Genomic DNA, 20,487 nt, shown 5'->3' on the forward strand with positions numbered 1-20,487 from the left:
ATGGCTTTTTGCTGCCAAAAAGCTGGGCGCTCAAGCGTCTTATGAGCGCCCGCGCGGTTCACTGGCTGCCTTGATGACGAGCCATATATAAAGGCAAAGGAACAACAGTGTCAAGAGCGGCCCGTATTGCTGCAGCAACCGCCAGCCTTCATTCCAAGCGCCGTCTTTGGCGGCGTGAAGAAACGCTGGGATGTTAGTCGGCATTCCGCCGGCTGTTTTGATGTACAACGGTTTCCAAAGCAAGTATGTAAAGGAAGCGGCAAACACTCCGTGCAGCAAACGCGCGATGAAAAACGGCTGAAAGCGGATGTTCGCTTCGGCGAGAATGCTGGCGACTTGCGCTTGGACGGAAAAACCGCCGAAAGCGAGGACGAAGCTTGTGGCCACTGCTTTTTCCATCAGCATCGCCTCATCGGTTTGACTGATCATTTGGCTGCCGAGTGTAATTTCAAACAAGCCGGAAAACACTGGGATGTCAAGCTGCTCCGGCAGCTGGGCAAGGCGGAGCAGATGGCGCAGCAATGGGGCAAGCTGTTCGGTCAAATGCATCATATACAGCAGTTTATTCATAACCGAAAAGAGAATAATAAAACCGCCGATCATTAACAGTGTTTGGACAGAAGAACGCACGGCGTCGCCAAGAAGTTTGCCAAGCGGCTGTTCGTTTTTCAGTCGCGTGCGGTGCAGTGTGCGCAGCGCATACGGGAGCGAAAATGAGCGTGGCTGCCGCTTCGCTTGCCTCTGTTCTTTTCGGATGCCGTGAAAGCGCATGATCAGCCCAACGCTAATGTTTCCTAAATAGTGGGAAACGGCCAGCACAAGGCCGAGTTGCGGGTTGTTGAAAAATCCCGCTGATACAGCTCCAAAAATAAAAAGTGGGTTGGATGAATTGGTGAACGACGAGAGCCGTTCGGCTTCAATCGTCGTCAGCTGTTTTTCCTGGTACAGGCGGGCGGTCAGCTTGGCTCCAGACGGGTAGCCGGACGCCATTCCCATGGCCCAGGCGAATCCGCCGACGCCCGGGACGCGAAACAACGGGCGCATGAGCGGCTCGAGCAAGACGCCAAGGAAGCTGACGACGCCGAAGCTGATGAGCAGTTCCGAGACGATGAAAAACGGCAAAAGCGATGGAAAGACGACCTCCCACCACATATTTAAACCGCGAATGGACGCTTCAAGCGACTGTTTTGGATAGCAAATGAGCGAAAACGCAAACAAGGTGGCGGCGGAAGCGAGCAATACGGTTTTCCATTTCGCCCCCCAATTTTGTTTCACTTTTTTCCCCCCTTTTTTGCCGTGCGGTTTCTTGTAGTACAACCTCATATAACCTAATATACGAGCATAGGGGGGCGTTTTAGACCATAAGATGAAAGCGGATAGCGCTGCGACAAAGGGGGGAGGAGGCGTGCCGCCAAAAGTCGGATTGGCGCTCGGGTCGGGAGGAGCGCGCGGGTTCGCCCATCTTGGGGTATTGAAAGTGCTTGAGGAGGAGCATATTCCGATTTCCTATTTGGCCGGCAGCAGCATCGGCGCGCTTGTCGCCGTCCTTTACGCAAGCGGCCATGGCCTCCATCGTCTCTATCGGTTGGCTCAATCGTTTCGACGCAACGATTTTCTTGACTGGACGGTGCCGAAAATGGGGCTGATCGCTGGCGAGCGCATCACGCAGTTTCTTCGCTTGTTGACGAAAGGGAAACGAATCGAGGAGATGTCCCCGCCTGTGGCTGTTGTCGCCGCTGATTTGCGGACAGGAGAGAAAGTCGTGTTTCGGCAAGGGGAAGCAGCCCAGGCGGTGCGGGCGAGCATCTCAATTCCTGGCATTTTTGTGCCGGCGGAGGTGAATGGCAGACTGCTTGTCGACGGCGGCGTCGTCGACCGGGTGCCAGTGTCGGTCGCCCGAGCGATGGGAGCGGATATTGTCATCGCTGTCGATGTCTCTCCGCTCAACACAAAGGCGGAAATTGCGTCGATCGCCGATGTCATTTGGCAGAGCCTCGATATTTTGCAAGCGGAGCTGGTCGCTCACCGTCAGCTCGCCTCAGACGTTATGATCCGGCCGCGAGTCGAACAGTATAGCTCGCGGGCGTTCACAGATATTGAGGAAATCATCGCTCGCGGGGAAGAGGAAGCGCGGAAGCAAGTGGGAGCGATCCGTCAAGCGATCGAACAGTGGAAGGAGTCATCACACGAATGAAGAAACGGACGTATATTGCCCTGTTTTTCTTTGGCGCCGCCCTCATCTTTCTGCTCATTTTTATGAAGCTGCCGTATTATGTGACGATGCCGGGAAGCGCGCAAAGTTTGGAGCCGCTCGTTCACGTGGAAAACGGCGACCGCGATAAGGGAACGTTGATGCTTACGACGGTGCGGATGGGGCGGGCGAATGTGATGGCGTATTTGTTGGCCCATATCCGCCCGTTTTATGAGCTTCATCCGGTCGAGGAAATCAAGCAGGAAGGGGAGAGCGACAAGGAATATACGATGCGCCAGCTTGAGCTCATGGAACAGTCGAAGGAAGCGGCGATCATCGTCGCTTATCGCCACGCCGGAAAGCCGGTGTCGTATGAACCTCATGGCGTTTATGTCATGAGCGTCCTCCCGGATATGCCGGCCGCCGGCCGTCTAAAGACCGGTGATCGCATCGTCGCGATCGACGGAAAGCCGCTCGGCACATCGGAGCAGATGGTCAACTACATTCGCGGAAAACAAGCGGGTGATCGCGTCCGCGTCGCATTCATTCGCGGCCGGAAGCGGCAGGAAACAGAGCTCGAGCTCAAGCCGTTTCGACAGCACCCGAACCAAGTCGGCCTTGGGGTGACACTCATGACCGATTATGACGTCCGCACCGACCCGCCGGTTGACGTGGAGTCGGAACAAATCGGCGGACCGTCGGCTGGGCTCATGTTTTCACTTGAAATTTACAACCAACTTGTCGATGAAGATATTACAAAAGGTCATAAAATCGCCGGCACCGGGACGATTGATCTTGACGGAAACGTCGGGCCGATCGGCGGTGTTTCGCAAAAAGTCGTGGCCGCTGACCGCGAAGGAGCCGAGGTGTTTTTCGCCCCGAACGAACATGGTGCGCCGACGTCGAACTATCGCGAGGCGGTGCGGACGGCGAAAAAAATCGGGACGCATATGAAAATCGTCCCGGTCGATACGTTCGACGAGGCAGTTCGTTATTTGCGTTCGATGCCGGAAGCGTAAATCGGCGCCGTGGCGTATTCTTCTTTCAGCGCGGCGCTGTAGAGCGGCTCCGGAAAAGCGGCGGCGTACACAGCTGCCGCTCTTTTTTCTTGCTCATAAAGAGGGTCGCCATTGAGTTTGGATGCTCTGGCGACGAGCGGGAGCGCAGCGCTTTTTTTCACCTGCTTTAAGTAGCGGCGGCCGGTTTCACTCATGCCGAGCAGCCGGATATAGGTCGGGTTGGCCGCTTTGGCTTGCTCCTCTTTTGTGAAATTCGTCAACACATGCGCGCATAGGCGTTGCAGCCTTGTCCAGGTGTATCGCTTCGTTTTGACAGCGGCGATGAAGGCGGCAAACGTTTCGGCGTGGGCGATGTGTTGCTTCAGCCGGTGTTCGATCCCTTCCTCCACGCCGGCGATGCGGCGCAAGTCGGCCTCTGTGGCGGTCAACAGCCGATATTTTAGGAGCGGAAAATACACTTCCCAATCGTGAAAGCGCCCGTATGTCTCCCGGTATTGGCGGAGTTGTTCGAGCGCAGCGGGCGGAACGTACGCCGCGATCGACTCGAGACGACCGGTTTGTCGCAATGTTTTCCGCAGGCTGGTGGCGCTCGCAATCGACGGGTGGGAAAATGATTCGTCATGATAGCCGGCGGCCAGCCGCGGAATCGTGCGCGGCATCATCGCCAGCTTGTTTTGCCAAATGGCTTTCACATACGCGAAACCAAGCACGTTGTTTGGCTTGGACAAATCAAGCGGAGCGGCGCCGAACGTTTGCCACGCTTCAGCGGCGGCTTTCGGAAAGCTTTGTCCGCGCGAAAGCCCGGTGCGGATGAGGGAATCGAACGTTTCCTTCTGTTCAAGCCATGTTTTGGCCGCGGATAAAAAAGCGGAAATTTCCCCCGATTCGCTGCCAAAGCAAAGCTCTTGGCAGCCGATCGCCGCAAGCAGCTGCACCGCCCCATGTGCGAACTGTTCAGCCGCTTGCACAGCGAAGGCGTACGGCAGCTCGATGACCACATCTACGCCGGCGGCGAGCGCCATTTTAGCCCGCGCCCATTTGGAGACGATGGCCGGCTCACCGCGCTGCAAGAAGTTTCCGCTCATAACGGCGATCAAACAGTCCGCATCTGTCTTTTGCCTCGTTTCGTTCAAATGGTGGAAATGACCGTTGTGAAACGGGTTGTATTCCACGATCACGCCGACGGCTTTCACCTTTTTTCGCTCCTTTCATGGCGATTCGCGCGGCTTGGCCGCAACGAAATGGCTGTCTATTCTATCTGAACTTAGTATGGAATAGAAAGCGGCGAAGATCAACGGCAACATGCGGTGAGGACAGCAAAAGAAACGAAGCGGTCGACCGTTTTCCGATGTCCGCGCGCCGACCGTGCATGTTCGGAATGGCATTTGGACATGATGGGAGTATGCCGTTCTTTTCCAAGGAATGAGTGGTTGTAAAGAAAAAACATTGACAAAACTAGAAACGAAACGTATAATTTTATTCGTTGCCTTGAGGTGATGATATGAAATGGACGGTCCAACAGCTTCGCCGTTTTCAACATAAGGAAATGGCGATTGATGAGACGGTCGATGTGTCTGATTTAAAACAAATTGACACGTTGATCCGCGATATTTCGCCGGTGCACGTCCAAGGAAAAGCGGATGTCGGGTCGACAAAATTCACGTTTCATTTGACATTGTCCGGAACGATGGTGTTGCCTTGCTCGCGGACGCTTGTCGATGTGACGTATCCGTTTTCCATTCAGACGACGGAGACGTTTTTTGCGGATGGCAGCGGCATCGTGGAAACCGATGAGGACACCCATATGGTGGCGGGGGACACGATTGATTTGAACCCTATCATCCGCGAGTTGATTTTGCTTGAAATCCCGTTGCAGCTGATCGCCGAAGGACCGGTTGCCGGCGGCGCGCCGCAACATGGGGAAGGATGGGACGTTCTGTCGGAAGAAGAATGGGAGAAAGCGATGCAAGAGCGGGAAAAGAAAGTAGATCCTCGCCTTGCAGGGCTGGCCAAGTTTTTCGAGGAAAAACGAGAGGAATGATCGTGAGTCGGCGTTGCCGGCCGATGGCGCCTATGGCGCACCGTCCGGCAGCCGCCTTGTGTGCCGGCGGACGGCGGCCTCGAGGTTGACTGATCCGCCGGCATGGATATGCCAAAATGCGCCCGACAAGGAGGTGGGAATGATGGCAGTACCTTTTAGAAGAACATCGAAAACGAGAAAACGGCTGCGCCGCACGCACTTTAAACTGCAAGTGCCAGGCATGGTGCAATGCCCGAACTGCGGCGAATGGAAATTGGCGCACCGCGTCTGCAAAGCATGCGGAACATACAAAGGAAGAGATGTCGTCAACAAATAATGGCCGACATCGAACGACAGGCTGTCCGAAAAGAGGACAGCCTTTTTGATTGTCTGCAAAAAATCAACGCTGTTCGTCCAGGCGGCAGTTTTTTTCGTCGTGAGGCAGGAAATTGAAGAGAACGCGCCCAATTCATTGATGAAGAAAGGAGAGACGTGCTGATGGAAGCCATGTTGGAGCATCATGACGGCATTGCGCTGTTTACGATTTGCCGTCCAGAGAAACGGAATGCGATCAATTTTGCCGTGATGGGGGCGCTTGAGGAGGCGATGGAACAGGCGGCGGCTGATCCACAGGTGAAAGTGTTCGCCATTACCGGCGCCGGCAGCGAGGCGTTTTGCTCCGGCGGCGATTTGAGCGAGTTTGGGCATTTGCGCGGCACGGAGGCAAGACAGATGCTCATGCGCATGGGAGAGCTGCTGTACAGGCTGCTGACGTTTCCGAAGCCGACGGCCGCCCTTGTCAACGGAACAGCGATGGGGGGCGGCTGCGAGCTGGCGACCGCTTGCGATTTTCGCTTTGCCAAAGAAGGAAGCCGGATCGGATTTGTGCAAGGCCGGCTTGGCATTACAACCGGCTGGGGAGGAGCGTCGATGCTGTTTGCCAAACTTCCGTACGGGCGGGCGCTTGACTTATTGCTGCGCGCCGAGCCGATGACGGCGGAGGCGATGGAAGCGTGCGGTTGGGTTGACGCCATCCTACCAGCCGAACATTGGCGCGAACAATGGCGTGAACGGCTGGCGCCTTATGCGGAGCGATCGCTTTCCGTCTTGCAGGCATATAAGGCCGCAGCCGGCGAAAAATGGCGAACAGCTTGGTTTCGAGAGCAGTTCTTCGCCGAGATCGCCCGTTGCGCCGAGCTGTGGGGGTCGGCCGAACATGAACAGGCATTGCGTCCTTTTTTGCGTAAGAAGTAATTTTTTCCTTCTACCGTTTCTACTAGCCGCATACATATAATGACAAAGCGGCGATAAGGGGGGAAGGGGATGACGGGAGTGCGTCAAGACGCATGGACGAAAGAAGAGGATGAGTTGTTGGCGAATGTTGTGCTTCAGTATATTCGCGAAGGCGGCACCCAACTGGAGGCGTTTGCCGAAGTCGGGCGGCGCTTGTCGCGGACGGCGGCAGCGTGCGGATTTCGCTGGAATTCGTGCGTTCGCAAGCAGTACAAGGAGGAGATCGAGCAAGCCAAGCAAGAACGGAAGATGCGAAAAAAAGAAACCTCATCAACGAAGGAAAGCGAGGGGCAGGCGAAGGTGGAAGCGGCAGTCAAAAGCCATTTGTCATGGGCGGAAGTGCTGGCCTTTTTGCAAGCTGAGGAGCAAAAGGCGCGCGACGCCCGACGGACGGCCGATGAAAACCGGGCGCTCAAAAATGACATGGAGCAGCTGCAGCAAATGGTAACGAAGTTGCAAATGGAAAAAGAATCGCTGCAAAAACAACTAGCTGCGATCCAGGAGGAGTATAAAACGCTGCTTTCCATTATGGAGCGGGCGCGCAAAATGGTGACAGACAGCGGGAAACCGGCGCCGAATGCAGTGGCTGAAGGCGTCGACGAAGGGTAAAGGCTGGCTTTTCGCCGGCTTTTTTTCTTAACGGAAGAAGAAGATCTCTGCTAAAATAAGGCTAACGCCATGTTGCAAGAAAGCGGGGGAGAAGGATTGAACATTGGGATTGTCGGCGGCGGAGCAATCGGATTGCTGCTCGCCGCTTATCTTGGGCGGCGCCATGGGGTGACGGTCTATACGAGGCGTCCGTCCCAAGCAAGGCAGCTTGCCGAGCATGGTGTGGCGCTGAAAAAAGATGGCGAGACATCGGTCGTGGCGGTGCGCGCGCAGCCGTTTGCTGGAGCAGAGCTGGACGAGCCGCTCGTGTTTGTGACCGTCAAACAGTACGATCTCGCTTCCGTCTGTGCGCAAATCGACGCGTTTCGCCGCGTTCGCACGCTCGTTTTTTTGCAAAACGGCATGGGGCATCTCGAGCAGTTGACGATGTTTGCCGACAAAAATGTCCTCGTCGGCGTCGTGGAGCATGGTGCCATGAAGCTGGATGACCGGACGGTGGCGCATACGGGCGCCGGAAAGCTGACACTTGCTTCCCGCTATGGTTCATTTGGCGACGCCTGGGAGCTTCGGGAAGGGGAGCGCGGCTTTCCGATCGAATGGGCCGATGATTGGGAGCGCATTCTTGTGGACAAGCTTGTCGTCAACGCAGTCATCAATCCGCTCACCGCTCTATTGCAAGTGAAAAACGGGGCGCTGCTAGAAACGGCTCCGTACCGCGATATGATGAGGCAGCTGTTTGATGAGGTGCGGAACGTGCTGCCGCTTGAAGACGCCAATCGGGCGTGGGAGCGCGTCGTCCGCATATGCCAAAAAACAGCGGACAACTATTCGTCGATGTATATGGACTTGGCGAACGGGCGCCGGACGGAGATTGACGCCATTTTGGGCTATGTGTTGAAACAAGGGGAGGCGCGCGGCGCTATGCTGCCGGTCGTCCGCTTTGTCTTTTGCGCGGTGAAAGGGAAGGAAGGGGGAGAGACGGATGGGTGATTGGCTCGCTTCGACGCTGGCGACGTTTGTGACCGCGCCGCTTCTGCTGTTTTTGCTCGTCTACTTCGGAGCACGCTTGGTCGGCAGGCGGAGGCGGGCAGCGTTTTACGCCGCGGTCAACGCTGCGACTGCTTTTTTCATCGCCGCTGTCTATTTTTTGCTGACAGTGCTGTTTGGAAAATCGTACTTCGTTCCTCTTCTTCTCTTTTTGTTTGGTCTGCACGCGGCGATCGCGCTTGGCTATTGGCGGAAAACGGCGGACTTTCGTTTGCGGACGGTGTTCCGCGTCTTTTGGCGGGCGAGTTTTCTCATTTTTGCCTCTCTTTACGCCGGGCTGCTTGTATACGGAATGGCCATGCGCGTTGCGATGAGCCTTTAGTGTGGCCGAGCAAGCTTTTTTTCTCTTGGCCATAAACGTGCTATACTCATGAAAGAATACATAAGAAAGGGAGTTTTTCGCCATGGAAGTTCGCGAAATTCCGTTGCCAGCAGCGACGAAATTGGCGGCTGATTACATAACCGGCGCGTTTCCAGCAGAGAGCGGCTTCGCTTATGCCCAGGCGGACGATGAAGCGTTTTGTCGGCGGTTGGCCTATTTGCAAGGAAGAACCTATGACCGAGAAGGGCTTGCCGACTATTTGCGCGCTTATCACCGGCGCTTCTCGGCGAGTGTGGCTACGATGGCAAACATTGAGAAACTGCGCAACGAGCGAAGCGTCGTCATTGTCGGCGGGCAGCAAGCCGGGCTGTTGACTGGGCCGCTGTATACGATTTATAAGATCATCACCATCATCCAGCTTGCCAAAGAGCAGGAACGAAAATTGGGCGTCCCGGTCGTGCCGCTGTTTTGGATCGCCGGCGAAGATCATGACATCGCGGAAATCGATCATGTCTATGTCGTTGAGGAAGGAGAAGTAAAAAAAGCAGCGTACCCACACAAAACGAACGAAAAACGGATGGCTGCCGATGTGCTGCTGGACCGGATGGCTGCGAAAGAGTGGATCGAGCGCGTCGTCAAAACGTATGGGGAAACGGACGTGACGAATGAGCTGCTCTTCTTTTTGTCATCGTGTCTTGATGAGGCGCGCACGTTTGTCGACTTTTTTGCCGCCATTGTGCTCCGGTTGTTCGCTGATCACGGTTTAGTTGTTTTGAACGCTGGCGATGCGGCGGTGCGGCCGCTTGAGCGCCGCTTTTTCGCCGCGCTCATTGAACGCCATCGCGATGTGACGGCCGTGGTGCTCGCTCAGCAAGAGGCGTTGCGCGCGCTCGGATATGCGCCGCTGATTGAAATCGGTTGTGACGCGGCCAACTTGTTTTATTACGACGGCCGTGAACGTTCGCTTTTGCAGTATGATGAGGAACGCGGCCTGTTTCACAATAAAGCGGGAACTCTCGTTTGGACAAGAGAAGAGCTGCTTGAGCTTGCCGAAACGAATCCGGCCCGTTTCAGCAACAATGTCGTCACCCGTCCGCTCATGCAAGAGCATTTGCTGCCGACGCTCGCTTTCGTTGCCGGACCGGGGGAGATCGCTTATTGGGCGGAATTGAAAGAGGCGTTTCCGCTTTTCGACCTAGAAATGCCTCCGGTCGTGCCGCGTCTGCAGGCGACAATCGTCAGCCGTTCGCTGCAAACCGACCTGTCCGATATCGGCCTTGAGGTGGCTGATGTATTGTCCGGGCGGCTCGATGAAGCAAAGCGGGAGTGGCGGGAGGCGACCGCTCAAGCGCCGCTTGCTTCGGCGTTTGCCAAAGCGAAGGCGGACATTGACGCGGCGCACCGGCCGCTCCGTGAGCTTGGGGTGGCGATTGACCGCGGATTGGAGGGATTGGTGGCGAAAAATGCCGCCATCATTCAGGCGCAAATCGAGTTTCTTCAGCACGCGCTCGAGCGGGCGCTGTTGCGCAAACATGAGGCGGAGCGGCGGAAATTTTGGCGCATCGAGACGTCGCTTCGGCCGAACGGTGCGCTCCAGGAGCGGGTTTGGAACGTGTTTTATTACATCAACCGCTACGGATTTGATTTTGTAGAAAAACTTTTGGACATTCGCAGTCCTGGCAATGGAATGCATAAAATTGTATATATGTGAGGCTTTTTCAAAGAAAAAGTCGAAAAGAAACATCCTGCTTTGAGCAGGATTTTCTTTTTTGTGAAATGAATTGTAAAAAAACAATATTCACGAAATGGAAATAAAAGTAAAGGGGTGAAGCCGCCAGGATGGCCGTGATTGGTCCGTCCGACAAAAAGAAACAAAAAAGGACGTTTTTTTACAAAAAAAGCTAAAATTTTGTCCATCTTTGCGATATAATAAGGAGGCGGCCACTGGCCGATGTGAGTGTGGCTTTATGCAACGAAGGTGGTGGACATGTGTTTCAACATACAACCGTGTTGCTGAAAGAGGCAGTCGATGGGCTGAACATCCGACCTGACGGCATTTACGTCGATTGTACGCTGGGCGGCGGCGGCCATAGCGAGTATTTGCTCTCCCGTTTGTCGGCACGTGGGAAGCTGTTTGCCTTTGACCAAGACGAAGCCGCCATCATGCATGCGCGCGAACGGCTCGCCCGCTACGGCCGGCAAGTGCAGTTTGTGCACCGGAACTTCCGGTTTTTGCAAGAGGAGCTTTCGGCGCTTGGCGTCAAGTCCGTCGATGGCGTCTTGTTTGATTTGGGTGTTTCTTCGCCGCAGCTCGACGAACCCGAGCGCGGCTTCAGCTATCAGCACGATGCGCCGCTTGATATGCGGATGGACCGCAAGCAGCGGCTGACGGCGGCGGAGATTGTCAACCGCTGGCCATACGAGGAGCTCGTCCGCATCTTTTTCCGTTACGGCGAAGAGAAGTTTTCGAAGCAAGTGGCGCGCAAAATCGAGGAAGTGCGCCGCACGAGGCCGATTAAAACGACGGGGGAGCTCGTTGAGGTGATTAAGGAAGCGATTCCCGCTCCGGCGCGCCGCAGCGGCGGACACCCGGCCAAACGCATTTTTCAGGCGCTTCGCATCGCGGTCAACGACGAACTTGAGGCGTTTCGCGAGGCGCTCGAGCAGGCGATCGAACTGCTCGCCCCCGGCGGTCGGGTGAGCGTCATTACGTTTCATTCGCTTGAAGACCGCATTTGCAAAGAAACGTTTAAAAAGGCGAGCGAAAGCCCGCCATTGCCCCCGGGGCTTCCGGTTCTCCCCGACGACTACCGCCCCGTGCTGAAAATCATTACAAAAAAACCGATCGTTCCTTCCGAGGAAGAGCTCGAACGAAACCGTCGCGCCCGTTCGGCCAAACTCCGCATTGCCGAAAAGCTGTAGATGACGAAAATAGCGGGGAAACACAACCAAATTTCAATGCGGGCGCCGCCCATTGCGGCGAAAAACGAATGCATGGAGAAACAGGAGGGGAAAAATGTGAACGATGCAGCAGTCAAAGTCGCGCGCGAACAACGACATCCGGCGTCACCGCCAAGCCCGAAGACGCGGCGGAAGCAGCGCTTTCGCCTGTCGCTGGCTGAAAAGATGCTGTTTGTGTTGTTTTGCTTGTTTGTTTTCTATGCGGCGGTTCATATCGTCTCGAACCAAGTGCGCATTTACGAATTGAACAAAGGGGTGCAAAAGCTCGAGGCGTCGATTGACGAGCAGAAAAAGGAGAACAATGACCTATATATCGAGGTGCAACGGCTGAGCGCGTACGAGCGCATTTTGCAAAAGGCAAAAGAGCTCGGTTTGTCGCTCAACGAAAACCATGTGAAAGTTGTGCAGGAATGATCGGCGATGGAGGCAAGAAAGCATCGCAACACCCATCAGGGAGCGTTCATCCTGTTTTGCCTGTTCGGCTTTCTCTTTTCTCTGTTGTTCGCCCGCTTTGTGCAGCTTGAATGGACCGGCAAAGCGGACGGCCAAACGCTGGCTGTGATCGCGGAGCGGCAGCATCAACAAACGCGGACGATCAAGGCGAAGCGCGGAACGATTTTCGAACGCAACGGCGCCGTTTTGGCTGAAGATGTGCCGTCGTATACGGTTGTGGCCGTTTTGGATCCGAAGATGACAACCGATCCGGATCATCCGCACCATGTGGTCGATCCGAAAAAAACAGCGGAACAACTCGCCCCGTTGCTTGGCATGGACGTCGAGGCGATGGAGCGCATTTTGACCAAAAAAGCGAAGCAAGTCGAGTTTGGGTCCTACGGCCGCAACATCAGTTTTGAGCTGAAACGGAAAATCGAAGCGCTCCATTTGCCAGGCATCGCTTTCATCCGCGACACGAGCCGGTTTTATCCGAACGGCGTGTTTGCGTCGCACGTCATCGGCTACGCGCAAAAAAATGAAGCTAACGAAACGGTCGGCAAAATGGGCGTGGAAAAAGAACTTGACCGGTATTTGCGTGAAAAAGACGGCTATGTGTCGTTTGCCGGCGACGCAAACGGCTTCCGCCTCCCCGGGGGGGAAGAGCGCATTGTCAAGCCGGACAATGGGGCAAACGTCTATTTGACGATCGACGGAAAGATTCAATCGTTTTTGGAAGATGCGATGAGCAGTGTCGAGAAGCAATACAAGCCGAAAAAAATGATCGCCATCGTCGCTGATCCAAAAACAGGGAAAATTTTGGCGATGGCGACGCGTCCGAGCTTCGACCCAAACAAGCGTGATATTACGAACTTTTTAAATGACGCCATTTCCTATCCGTATGAGCCGGGATCGACGATGAAAGTGTTCACGCTCGCGGCGGCCATCAACGAAGGAGTGTATAACGGCAACGAAACGTATCGCTCCGGTTCCTACAAAGTGGGGCCGAACACGATCCGCGACCATAACGATGTCGGCTGGGGGACGATCACGTTTAATGAAGGGGTGCAGCGCTCTTCAAACGTCGCCTTTTCGATTTTAGTGAAAGAAAAGCTTGGTGAAGATCGGTTTTTGCAATATTTGCACCGTTTCCATTTTGACCGGAAAACGGGCATCGATTTGCCGAACGAAGCGGTCGGGCAAATCCGCTATCGCTACCCGATTGAACGAATTACGACCGGATTCGGCCAAGGGACATCGGTGACGCCAATCCAGCAAATCCAAGCGGCGACGGCGATCGCCAACGATGGGAAAATGATGAAGCCGTATGTCATCGAGAAAGTCGTCGACCCAGACAGCGGCAAAGTCGTGCTCGATCATGGGCCGACCGTGGTCGGCGAGCCGATTACGGCGGAAACCGCGCGCAAAGTGCGCGCCATTTTAGAGACGGTCGTCACGTCCGAGCACGGCACCGGCCGTCCGTACCAAATCAACGGCTACCGCGTCGCCGGCAAAACGGGGACGGCGCAAATTCCGTCGGCTTCCGGGGGCTATTTGACCGGACGGGAAAACTACATTTTTTCGTTTTTAGGCATGGCGCCGACGGATGATCCGAAGCTTCTCATGTATGTCGCGGTCCAACAGCCGCACCTCGATGTGACCGAAACCGGAGCGGCGCCGGTGTCGCAAATTTTTACGACGGTGATGAAAAGCAGTTTGCAATATTTGCATATTGAACCGAACGGGGAAAAACGAATGAAAGCAAAGACTGCAAAACCGCAGGCGCTTGATTCATGGATCGGCCAGCCGGCGGCTTCGGCAGCCAAGCAGCTGAAGGACAAGGGATATGTGCCGGTCGTGATCGGCCGCGGCAAATATGTTGAGCAGCAGCTTCCGCAAGGCGGCGATCACGTTCTTTTGGGCGAACGGGTCGTGTTAAAAACGGACGGGGCGGCAACGATGCCGGATTTGCGCGGCTTCTCGCTGCGCGACGCTATGAAAGTGGCTCATATACTCGGCTTGCGGCCGAGCACGAAAGGGACCGGCTATGTCGTCAGCCAAAACATTCGTCCGGGAGCGGAGGTGCGCAAAGGCGATTATTTAATTGTTGAATTGGCTCCGCCGCGCCAATGGGAGAAAGCGGCGGCGGAGAAGGAGAAAGAGGCGGCTTTACGGAAAGAAGCCGAGCCGCACGAATGATTTTTGCCGTTCTATAACGGGGCGTACAAGCATATAGTGGAACGAGCCCACCATGAAGGAGGTTCCGCCATATGCGCGTATCGTACGTTACCGTGCGCAAGCGGTTGACGATCGTGTTTTTGATCGGGATTTTGATTTTTGCCATTATCGATCTCCGTCTCGGCTACGTCCAATTTTGGCTCGGCGATCTATTAGCGGAACGGGCGAAAGGGCTATGGGGCCGGAACATTCCGTTTGAGCCGAAGCGAGGCGAAATTTTGGACCGCAACGGCGTCCCGCTGGCGACGAACATGAGCGCTCCGACGGTGTATGTCATTCCGCGGCAAGTCAAAAACCCGGCAGAGGCGGCGAAAAAGCTGGCAGGGGTGCTGGGCGGTTCGGTCGAATCCATCTATAAACAAATCACGCAAAAAACGTCGATCGTCCGCCTGAAAGAAGGGCGGAAAATTTCCGATGAAAAAGCGGCGAATGTGCGCTCCCTCGACTTGGATGGGGTGTATATCGCGGAAGATACGAAGCGCTACTATCCGTTTGGCAGCTATTTGTCGCACGTGCTCGGCTTCACCGGCATTGACAACCAAGGGCTCACCGGGTTGGAGCTGTATTATGACAAGGAACTGAGGGGCGAGCGCGGCTCCGTGCAGTTTTATTCCGATGCGAAAGGGCGGCGCATGCCCGATATCGCTGATGACTATACGCCGCCGACTGACGGCTTGAATTTGGTGTTGACGATCGATTCGCGCATTCAGACGATCATGGAGCGCGAACTTGACATCGCGGAGGCGAAATACAATCCGGACGGCATCATCGCGATCGCCATGGACCCGAACACCGGTGAAATTTTGGCGATGGCGAGCCGCCCGACGTTCAATCCAGCGGATTACCGGAGCGTTCCTCCGGAAATTTACAACCGCAACTTGCCGATTTGGAGCACGTACGAACCGGGATCGACGTTTAAAATCATTACGCTGGCCGCGGCGCTTGAGGAACATAAGGTGAATTTGCTGAAAGACCATTTCTTTGACCCGGGCTACGCCAAAGTAGCCGGCGCTACGCTTCGCTGCTGGAAAAAAGGCGGCCACGGAGATCAGACGTTTTTGGAAGTCGTGCAAAACTCGTGCAACCCGGGGTTTGTCGAGCTTGGCGAGCGGCTTGGAAAGGAGACGTTGTTTCGTTACATTAAGCAATTCGGTTTTGGTGAGAAAACGGGCATTGACTTGCAAGGCGAAGGAACAGGCATTTTGTTTGATTTGAAACGGGTTGGGCCGGTGGAACTGGCAACGACGGCGTTTGGCCAAGGAGTGTCGGTGACGCCGATCCAGCAAGTCGCTGCCGTGTCGGCGGCAATCAATGGCGGCATTTTGTACACTCCGTACATTGCCAAGCAGTGGGTCGACCCGGAAACAGGAGAGATCGTCCGCCGCAACACGCCAAAAGCGAAACGGCGCGTCATTTCCGAGGAAACATCGAAACAAGTCCGTTACGCACTTGAGAGCGTCGTCGCTCAAGGAACAGGGAAAAAGGCGTATGTCGAAGGGTACCGCGTCGGTGGAAAAACGGGAACGGCGCAAAAGGCGCAAGGCGGCCGCTATTTGCAAAACAACCATATCGTTTCGTTCATCGGCTTCGCTCCGGCGGATGACCCGAAGCTTGTCGTGTACGTCGCCGTCGACAACCCGAAAGGAACGGTTCAGTTCGGCGGCACGGTCGCTGCCCCGATTGTGGGGAAAATTATGGAAGATAGTTTGCGCACGTTGGGCGTGAAGCCCCGCAAAGACCAGCTCGAGAAGGAGCGCGACTGGAACGAGCCGAAAGTCATTGAAGTGCCAAACTTGATCGGAATGACAAAAAATGATTTGCAAGAGCAGCTTTTTGACTTAAAATTAGATGTTAGTGGCGAGGGAGATGTCGTTGTGGAACAATCCCCGAAGCCAGGGGCGAAAGTGAAAGAAGGCTCAACGGTCCGCATTTATTTGGCGAAACGCGAAGCGGCGGAAGAACGGTAAGACGAACGTGCAAGGGGCGACCGATGCGATGACACATCGGGTTGGTTGTGCCCCTTTTTCCGCTGTCTGCCTAACGGAGCGGACGATTTCGAAGCGAAAGGGATGAACGAAATATGAAACTGCTGACGCTGCTGTCACACTTGCCCGGTTTTTGGGTGCACCATGGAGGCAATCCCGATATCGTGGCGCTCGAAATGGACTCGCGCCGCGTTGCCCCCGGTTCTCTCTTTTTTTGCCTTAAAGGGTTTACAGTAGACGGACACGACTTTGCCGAGGAAGCGGTGGCGCGCAAAGCGGCGGCGATCGTGGCCGAGCGACCGCTTTCCGTTGATGTTCCCGTCGTTCTTGTGTCGGACAGCCGGCGGGCGATGGCGATTTTAGCGGACGCATTTTACGGACGGCCGACCCACCGCCTTCATTTAATTGGAGTGACAGGCACAAACGGCAAGACGACGACAACGTCGATCATCGAACAAATCGCGAGAAAAGCCGGCAAGAAAACAGGGCTCATTGGCACGGTTCACATCAAGGTCGGCGACCGCTCCTATCCGGCGGCCAATACGACGCCGGAGTCGCTCATTTTGCAGCGCACGTTTAAACAGATGGTCGATGAAGGAGTGGAGTTTGTCGCCATGGAAGTGTCGTCGCACGCGCTGCACCAAGGGCGGGTGCATGGCTGCGATTACGATGTGGCCGTCTTTACGAACTTAACGCAAGACCATTTGGATTATCACGGGACAATGGAAGAATATCGGAACGCCAAAGGGCTTTTGTTCGCCCAGCTCGGCAACCGCTACGACGAACGGCGGCCGAAATTTGCCGTTCTCAATCATGACGATCCGGTTTCGCAGTATTATAAACATATGACGGCCGCGCCGATCGTCACATACGGGATGAGGGAAAAAAGCGATGTGATGGCGGAACAGATCCGCATGACCGCCGGCGGCATGGCGTTTCGGCTGTGCACGCCGCACGGATCGGCGGCGGTCGAAACGAAACTTGTCGGCTCGTTCAATGTCTATAACATTCTCGCCGCTGCCGCTGCCTGCCTTGCCTCTGGCTTTTCGCTTGAAACGATCGCCGCGGCGCTTGCGGATGTCGAGCCGGTGCCGGGTCGGTTTGAAACGGTTGATGAAGGGCAAAACTTTACGATCATCGTCGATTACGCTCACACGCCGGACAGTTTAGAAAATGCCTTAAAAACGGTGCGCCAATTGGCGAAGCGAAACGTGTATGTCGTCATCGGCTGCGGCGGCGACCGCGACCGGTCGAAACGCCCGCTCATGGCGCAGGTGGCGGTGCGGTATGCGGATGTCGCTATTTTTACCTCCGACAATCCGCGCTCGGAAGACCCGCAGCAAATTTTGCGCGACATGGAAGCGGGAGTAAGCGCTGAGGTCGGAAAGCATGTGACGATTCCTGACCGTGAAGAGGCGATCCGCTACGCCATTGGCCAGGCGCAGGAAGGCGATGTTGTGTTGATTGCCGGCAAGGGGCATGAAACGTATCAAATCATTGGCAATGATGTGATTGAGTTTGACGATCGCGCTGTTGCCCGAGCGGCAGTGAAGGAGAGAGGATGACGATGATCGCATACAGGATGGTGCAATCGATGGCGGTGGAGGCGCGCGGCATTGTCGATGAAACGATTTGTTTTCATGCCGTGTTCGTCGATCCGATCCAGCAGGTGAAGAAAGGATTGTTCGTCCCGCTTGAGCGTGGGGCGGAAACATTGAAAACAGCGATTGAACACGGGGCGATCGGTTCGTTTTGGCCTCTTGGCGAACCGTTGCCGCGCTACATTCCTAACCAATTTCCACTTTTTTTCGTTCCGTCGCCGCTCGAGGCGGCCGCGGCATTGCTTGAACGGTATTTAGAGCAAGGCGGCGAGGGGGAGGCGCAGTTTTTCTTCGAGCTTCCCGAAGACAGCCCCATCGCTGGGGAGGCCGTGCGTCGCCGGCTGGCGAAATTGAAGAAGCGATGGCTGGACGCTCGGCCGTTTAAAGGATGTGACAATGCATGCGAGAACAAGTGATCATCATGGCCATGGCGGCTTCCTTTCTCATCACTGTCATTTTATCGCCGCTGTTCATTCCGTTTTTGCGGCGGTTGAAATTCGGACAAAGCATCCGCGAGGAAGGGCCGAAGTCGCATCAAAAAAAATCAGGCACGCCGACGATGGGCGGCATCATGATTTTGTTGGCGATTGTGGCGACGACCTTATGGATCACGCCGAAAATCGCCGGCTTGTCGACGAGGACGTATTTGCTGTTGTTGGTCACCGTCGGCTATGGGGTGCTCGGCTTCCTCGACGATATGATCAAAGTCGTGATGAAGCGAAATCTTGGCTTGACGAGCCGGCAAAAATTTATCGGCCAGCTCCTGATCGCAGCCATCTTTTTTGCCGTCTACCGCCAAAGCGGCTTTTCGACGGTGTTACATATTCCCGGCGCCGATTGGTCGGTCGACCTCGGATGGGCGTACGGCGTGCTCTTGTTGTTCATGCTTGTCGGCGGCTCGAACGCTGTCAACTTGACCGACGGGCTTGACGGGCTGCTTGCCGGAACGGCGGCGATCGCCTTTGGCGCTTATGCCGTCTTGGCTTGGAATCAAGGCCAGTACGATGTCGCTGTATTTTGCGTCGCTGTTGTTGGCGCCGTGCTTGGCTTTTTAGTGTTTAACGCCCACCCGGCGAAAGTGTTTATGGGCGACACCGGCTCGCTCGCACTTGGCGGGGCGATCGCCGCTGTCGCTGTCCTGACGAAGCTTGAACTGTTGCTTGTCATCATCGGCGGTGTGTTTGTCATCGAGACGCTGTCGGTCATCATTCAAGTGGCTTCGTTCAAAACGACGGGACGGCGCGTGTTCCGCATGAGTCCGCTTCATCATCATTATGAGCTTGTCGGCTGGTCAGAATGGCGGATCGTTGTGACGTTTTGGGCCGTCGGCCTTTTATTTGCGATGCTAGCAATTTATATCGAGGTGTGGATGTAATTGAAACCGACTCGTTTTTATCAACATCGTCGTGTGCTTGTCATTGGATTGGCGAAAAGCGGAGCGGCGGCAGCTCGGCTTCTTGCGGAGTTAGGCGCTAAGGTCGTCGTCAATGATCAAAAGCCGCTTTCGGAAAACATGGAGGCCAAGCAGCTTGAACCGCTCGGCATTCGCGTCGTTTGCGGCGGTCATCCGCTTGAACTGCTTGATGAGCCGTTTGACCTTGTCGTGAAAAACCCGGGCATTCCGTACACGAACCCGATGGTGAAAAAGGCGCTTGAGAAGGGGCTTCCGGTTGTGACCGAAGTGGAGCTTGCTTATCACATTTCCGAAGGGCCGTTTATCGGCATCACCGGGTCCAACGGAAAAACGACGACGACGACGCTCATTTACGAAATGTTAAAAGCGGATGGCCAAGATCCGCTGCTTGCCGGCAACATCGGCCTTGTCGCCTGCGAGGTGGCGAGGGAAGCGAAGCCGGGGCAATGGCTTGTCATGGAACTGTCTTCGTTCCAGCTTGCCGGCATTGACAAGTTTCGCCCAACCATTGCGGTTTTGCTCAATATTTTCGACGCCCACTTGGACTACCACGGAACGAAAGAGGCGTATGCAGCGGCAAAGGCGAACATTTTCCGCAATCAAACGGAGCGCGATTATGCCGTCGTCAATGCCGACGATCCGCTCGTGATGAACATTGCCTCCTCGGTTCGATCGCAAAAAGTGCTGTTTTCGGCGGCGAAGCTTCTTGGCGAAGGGGCGTACGTTCAAGATGGCGCCATCTATTGGAACGGTGATCCCGTTATCAGAATCGCTGACATCGTTCTTCCTGGACAGCACAATTTGGAAAACATTTTAGCGGCGGTGGCGGCCGCCAAGCTGGCCGGCGCCAGTGATGAGGCGATCCGCCAGGTGCTGGCGACGTTTTCCGGCGTGAAACATCGGCTTCAGTATGTGGCGGAAATTGACGGCCGGCGGTTTTACAACGACTCGAAAGCGACGAACATCTTAGCGACGCAAAAGGCGCTTTCAGCGTTTGCCGGCGAGCCGGTCATTTTGTTGGCCGGCGGGCTTGACCGCGGCAATGAGTTTGATGATCTTCTCCCGTATTTGCAACAGGTGAAGGCGGTCGTACTGTTCGGCCAGACGGCGGATAAAATCGGCCGCATCGCCCAAAAAGCGGGAATAGAAACGATCCGATATGTCGATAATGTGGAAAAAGCCGTCCCGGTTGCTTTCGAGCTTTCCGAGCCGGGCGACGTCATTTTGCTCTCTCCAGCATGCGCCAGCTGGGATCAATACAAAACTTTCGAGGAGAGAGGGGACATTTTTATCAATGCCGTGCATAAGTTGAAATAGAGGGAAAGGGACAGCCCTTCCCCTCTAGTTTACAAAAA

General features: G+C 55.2%; 19 protein-coding genes. 17 read left to right on the top strand and 2 right to left on the bottom strand.

Going from position 1 to position 20,487, the window contains the following annotated elements; genetic code table 11:
- Nucleotides 1-39: 39 nt before the first annotated feature.
- On the bottom strand, nt 40-1,275 hold the full coding sequence (gene ylbJ, locus ETR37_RS16165) for a sporulation integral membrane protein YlbJ (RefSeq protein ID WP_081212558.1): 1,236 nt from the start codon (nt 1,273-1,275) through the stop codon (nt 40-42).
- Nucleotides 1,276-1,405: 130 nt separating this feature from the next.
- On the opposite strand from ylbJ, the gene ETR37_RS16170 reads away from it, so the two are divergent.
- Entirely contained in the window at nt 1,406-2,194 is a 789-nt protein-coding gene (locus ETR37_RS16170) for a patatin-like phospholipase family protein (protein ID WP_033005867.1), read from the top strand.
- The gene (locus tag ETR37_RS16175) at nt 2,191-3,210 is read left to right on the top strand and encodes a SepM family pheromone-processing serine protease (protein ID WP_033005868.1); all 1,020 of its coding nucleotides are present in this window, start codon (nt 2,191-2,193) and stop codon (nt 3,208-3,210) included. Before ETR37_RS16170 ends, ETR37_RS16175 begins: the two co-directional genes overlap by 4 nt.
- On the opposite strand, the gene ETR37_RS16180 is transcribed toward ETR37_RS16175, so the two are convergent.
- Entirely contained in the window at nt 3,183-4,403 is a 1,221-nt protein-coding gene (locus ETR37_RS16180; RefSeq protein ID WP_020755452.1) for a nucleotidyltransferase, read from the bottom strand. The two genes, ETR37_RS16175 and ETR37_RS16180, sit on opposite strands and share 28 nt — an antisense overlap.
- A gap of 308 nt (nt 4,404-4,711) precedes the next feature.
- Here ETR37_RS16180 and ETR37_RS16185 point away from each other — a divergent pair, with 308 nt between their 5' ends.
- The 15 genes from ETR37_RS16185 (at nt 4,712) to murD (ending at nt 20,449) form a co-directional block, all read left to right on the top strand.
- A complete protein-coding gene (locus ETR37_RS16185) occupies nt 4,712-5,251 on the top strand; it encodes a YceD family protein (RefSeq protein ID WP_020755455.1) in 540 nt (179 codons plus the stop codon).
- Nucleotides 5,252-5,393: 142 nt separating this feature from the next.
- A complete protein-coding gene (rpmF, locus tag ETR37_RS16190) occupies nt 5,394-5,567 on the top strand; it encodes a 50S ribosomal protein L32 (RefSeq protein WP_011230605.1) in 174 nt (57 codons plus the stop codon).
- 161 nt (nt 5,568-5,728) lie between these two features.
- Nucleotides 5,729-6,484: an enoyl-CoA hydratase/isomerase family protein gene (locus ETR37_RS16195; protein WP_033005871.1), complete on the top strand. Its 756-nt coding sequence runs from the start codon at nt 5,729-5,731 to the stop codon at nt 6,482-6,484.
- Between the two features lie 69 nt (nt 6,485-6,553).
- Nucleotides 6,554-7,132, top strand: a complete 579-nt coding sequence (locus ETR37_RS16200; RefSeq protein ID WP_020755458.1) for an RsfA family transcriptional regulator — start codon at nt 6,554-6,556, stop codon at nt 7,130-7,132.
- A gap of 69 nt (nt 7,133-7,201) precedes the next feature.
- The gene (locus ETR37_RS16205) at nt 7,202-8,122 is read left to right on the top strand and encodes a 2-dehydropantoate 2-reductase (protein WP_013145857.1); all 921 of its coding nucleotides are present in this window, start codon (nt 7,202-7,204) and stop codon (nt 8,120-8,122) included.
- Nucleotides 8,115-8,501, top strand: a complete 387-nt coding sequence (locus ETR37_RS16210; protein ID WP_013145856.1) for a DUF3397 domain-containing protein — start codon at nt 8,115-8,117, stop codon at nt 8,499-8,501. The genes ETR37_RS16205 and ETR37_RS16210 overlap by 8 nt, the downstream gene beginning before the upstream one ends.
- An 82-nt stretch (nt 8,502-8,583) precedes the next feature.
- A complete protein-coding gene (gene bshC / locus ETR37_RS16215; protein WP_129447511.1) occupies nt 8,584-10,212 on the top strand; it encodes a bacillithiol biosynthesis cysteine-adding enzyme BshC in 1,629 nt (542 codons plus the stop codon).
- A 278-nt stretch (nt 10,213-10,490) separates the two neighbouring features.
- Nucleotides 10,491-11,423: a 16S rRNA (cytosine(1402)-N(4))-methyltransferase RsmH gene (rsmH, locus tag ETR37_RS16220; RefSeq protein WP_033006876.1), complete on the top strand. Its 933-nt coding sequence runs from the start codon at nt 10,491-10,493 to the stop codon at nt 11,421-11,423.
- A gap of 96 nt (nt 11,424-11,519) precedes the next feature.
- The gene (ftsL, locus tag ETR37_RS16225) at nt 11,520-11,876 is read left to right on the top strand and encodes a cell division protein FtsL (protein WP_033006878.1); all 357 of its coding nucleotides are present in this window, start codon (nt 11,520-11,522) and stop codon (nt 11,874-11,876) included.
- A 6-nt stretch (nt 11,877-11,882) separates the two neighbouring features.
- The gene (locus tag ETR37_RS16230) at nt 11,883-14,093 is read left to right on the top strand and encodes a penicillin-binding protein (RefSeq protein ID WP_060787940.1); all 2,211 of its coding nucleotides are present in this window, start codon (nt 11,883-11,885) and stop codon (nt 14,091-14,093) included.
- Between the two features lie 71 nt (nt 14,094-14,164).
- Nucleotides 14,165-16,099, top strand: coding sequence for a stage V sporulation protein D (locus ETR37_RS16235; protein ID WP_060787941.1), 1,935 nt, complete (start codon nt 14,165-14,167; stop codon nt 16,097-16,099).
- 113 nt (nt 16,100-16,212) lie between these two features.
- On the top strand, nt 16,213-17,682 hold the full coding sequence (locus ETR37_RS16240) for a UDP-N-acetylmuramoyl-L-alanyl-D-glutamate--2,6-diaminopimelate ligase (protein ID WP_020756474.1): 1,470 nt from the start codon (nt 16,213-16,215) through the stop codon (nt 17,680-17,682).
- A complete protein-coding gene (locus tag ETR37_RS16245; protein WP_021321508.1) occupies nt 17,679-18,134 on the top strand; it encodes a hypothetical protein in 456 nt (151 codons plus the stop codon). Before ETR37_RS16240 ends, ETR37_RS16245 begins: the two co-directional genes overlap by 4 nt.
- Entirely contained in the window at nt 18,119-19,093 is a 975-nt protein-coding gene (mraY, locus tag ETR37_RS16250) for a phospho-N-acetylmuramoyl-pentapeptide-transferase (protein WP_020756477.1), read from the top strand. The genes ETR37_RS16245 and mraY overlap by 16 nt, the downstream gene beginning before the upstream one ends.
- Complete coding sequence (gene murD / locus ETR37_RS16255) at nt 19,094-20,449, top strand: UDP-N-acetylmuramoyl-L-alanine--D-glutamate ligase (RefSeq protein WP_129447512.1); 1,356 nt, start codon at nt 19,094-19,096, stop codon at nt 20,447-20,449.
- The last annotated feature ends 38 nt before the right edge of the window (nt 20,450-20,487 follow it).

The sequence above is a fragment of the Geobacillus sp. PK12 genome (genome assembly GCF_004123125.1).
GTDB classification, from domain to species: domain Bacteria; phylum Bacillota; class Bacilli; order Bacillales; family Anoxybacillaceae; genus Geobacillus; species Geobacillus zalihae.

Coding starts and splice junctions, on each gene's coding strand:
- ETR37_RS16175 (WP_033005868.1), top strand. CDS start 2,191: ATGAAGAAACGGACGTATATTGCCCTGTTTTTCTTTGGCGCCGCCCTC.
- ETR37_RS16185 (WP_020755455.1), top strand. CDS start 4,712: ATGAAATGGACGGTCCAACAGCTTCGCCGTTTTCAACATAAGGAAATG.
- rpmF (WP_011230605.1), top strand. CDS start 5,394: ATGGCAGTACCTTTTAGAAGAACATCGAAAACGAGAAAACGGCTGCGC.
- ETR37_RS16195 (WP_033005871.1), top strand. CDS start 5,729: ATGGAAGCCATGTTGGAGCATCATGACGGCATTGCGCTGTTTACGATT.
- ETR37_RS16200 (WP_020755458.1), top strand. CDS start 6,554: ATGACGGGAGTGCGTCAAGACGCATGGACGAAAGAAGAGGATGAGTTG.
- ETR37_RS16205 (WP_013145857.1), top strand. CDS start 7,202: ATGTTGCAAGAAAGCGGGGGAGAAGGATTGAACATTGGGATTGTCGGC.
- ETR37_RS16210 (WP_013145856.1), top strand. CDS start 8,115: ATGGGTGATTGGCTCGCTTCGACGCTGGCGACGTTTGTGACCGCGCCG.
- bshC (WP_129447511.1), top strand. CDS start 8,584: ATGGAAGTTCGCGAAATTCCGTTGCCAGCAGCGACGAAATTGGCGGCT.
- ETR37_RS16230 (WP_060787940.1), top strand. CDS start 11,883: ATGGAGGCAAGAAAGCATCGCAACACCCATCAGGGAGCGTTCATCCTG.
- ETR37_RS16235 (WP_060787941.1), top strand. CDS start 14,165: ATGCGCGTATCGTACGTTACCGTGCGCAAGCGGTTGACGATCGTGTTT.
- ETR37_RS16240 (WP_020756474.1), top strand. CDS start 16,213: ATGAAACTGCTGACGCTGCTGTCACACTTGCCCGGTTTTTGGGTGCAC.
- ETR37_RS16245 (WP_021321508.1), top strand. CDS start 17,679: ATGACGATGATCGCATACAGGATGGTGCAATCGATGGCGGTGGAGGCG.
- mraY (WP_020756477.1), top strand. CDS start 18,119: ATGCGAGAACAAGTGATCATCATGGCCATGGCGGCTTCCTTTCTCATC.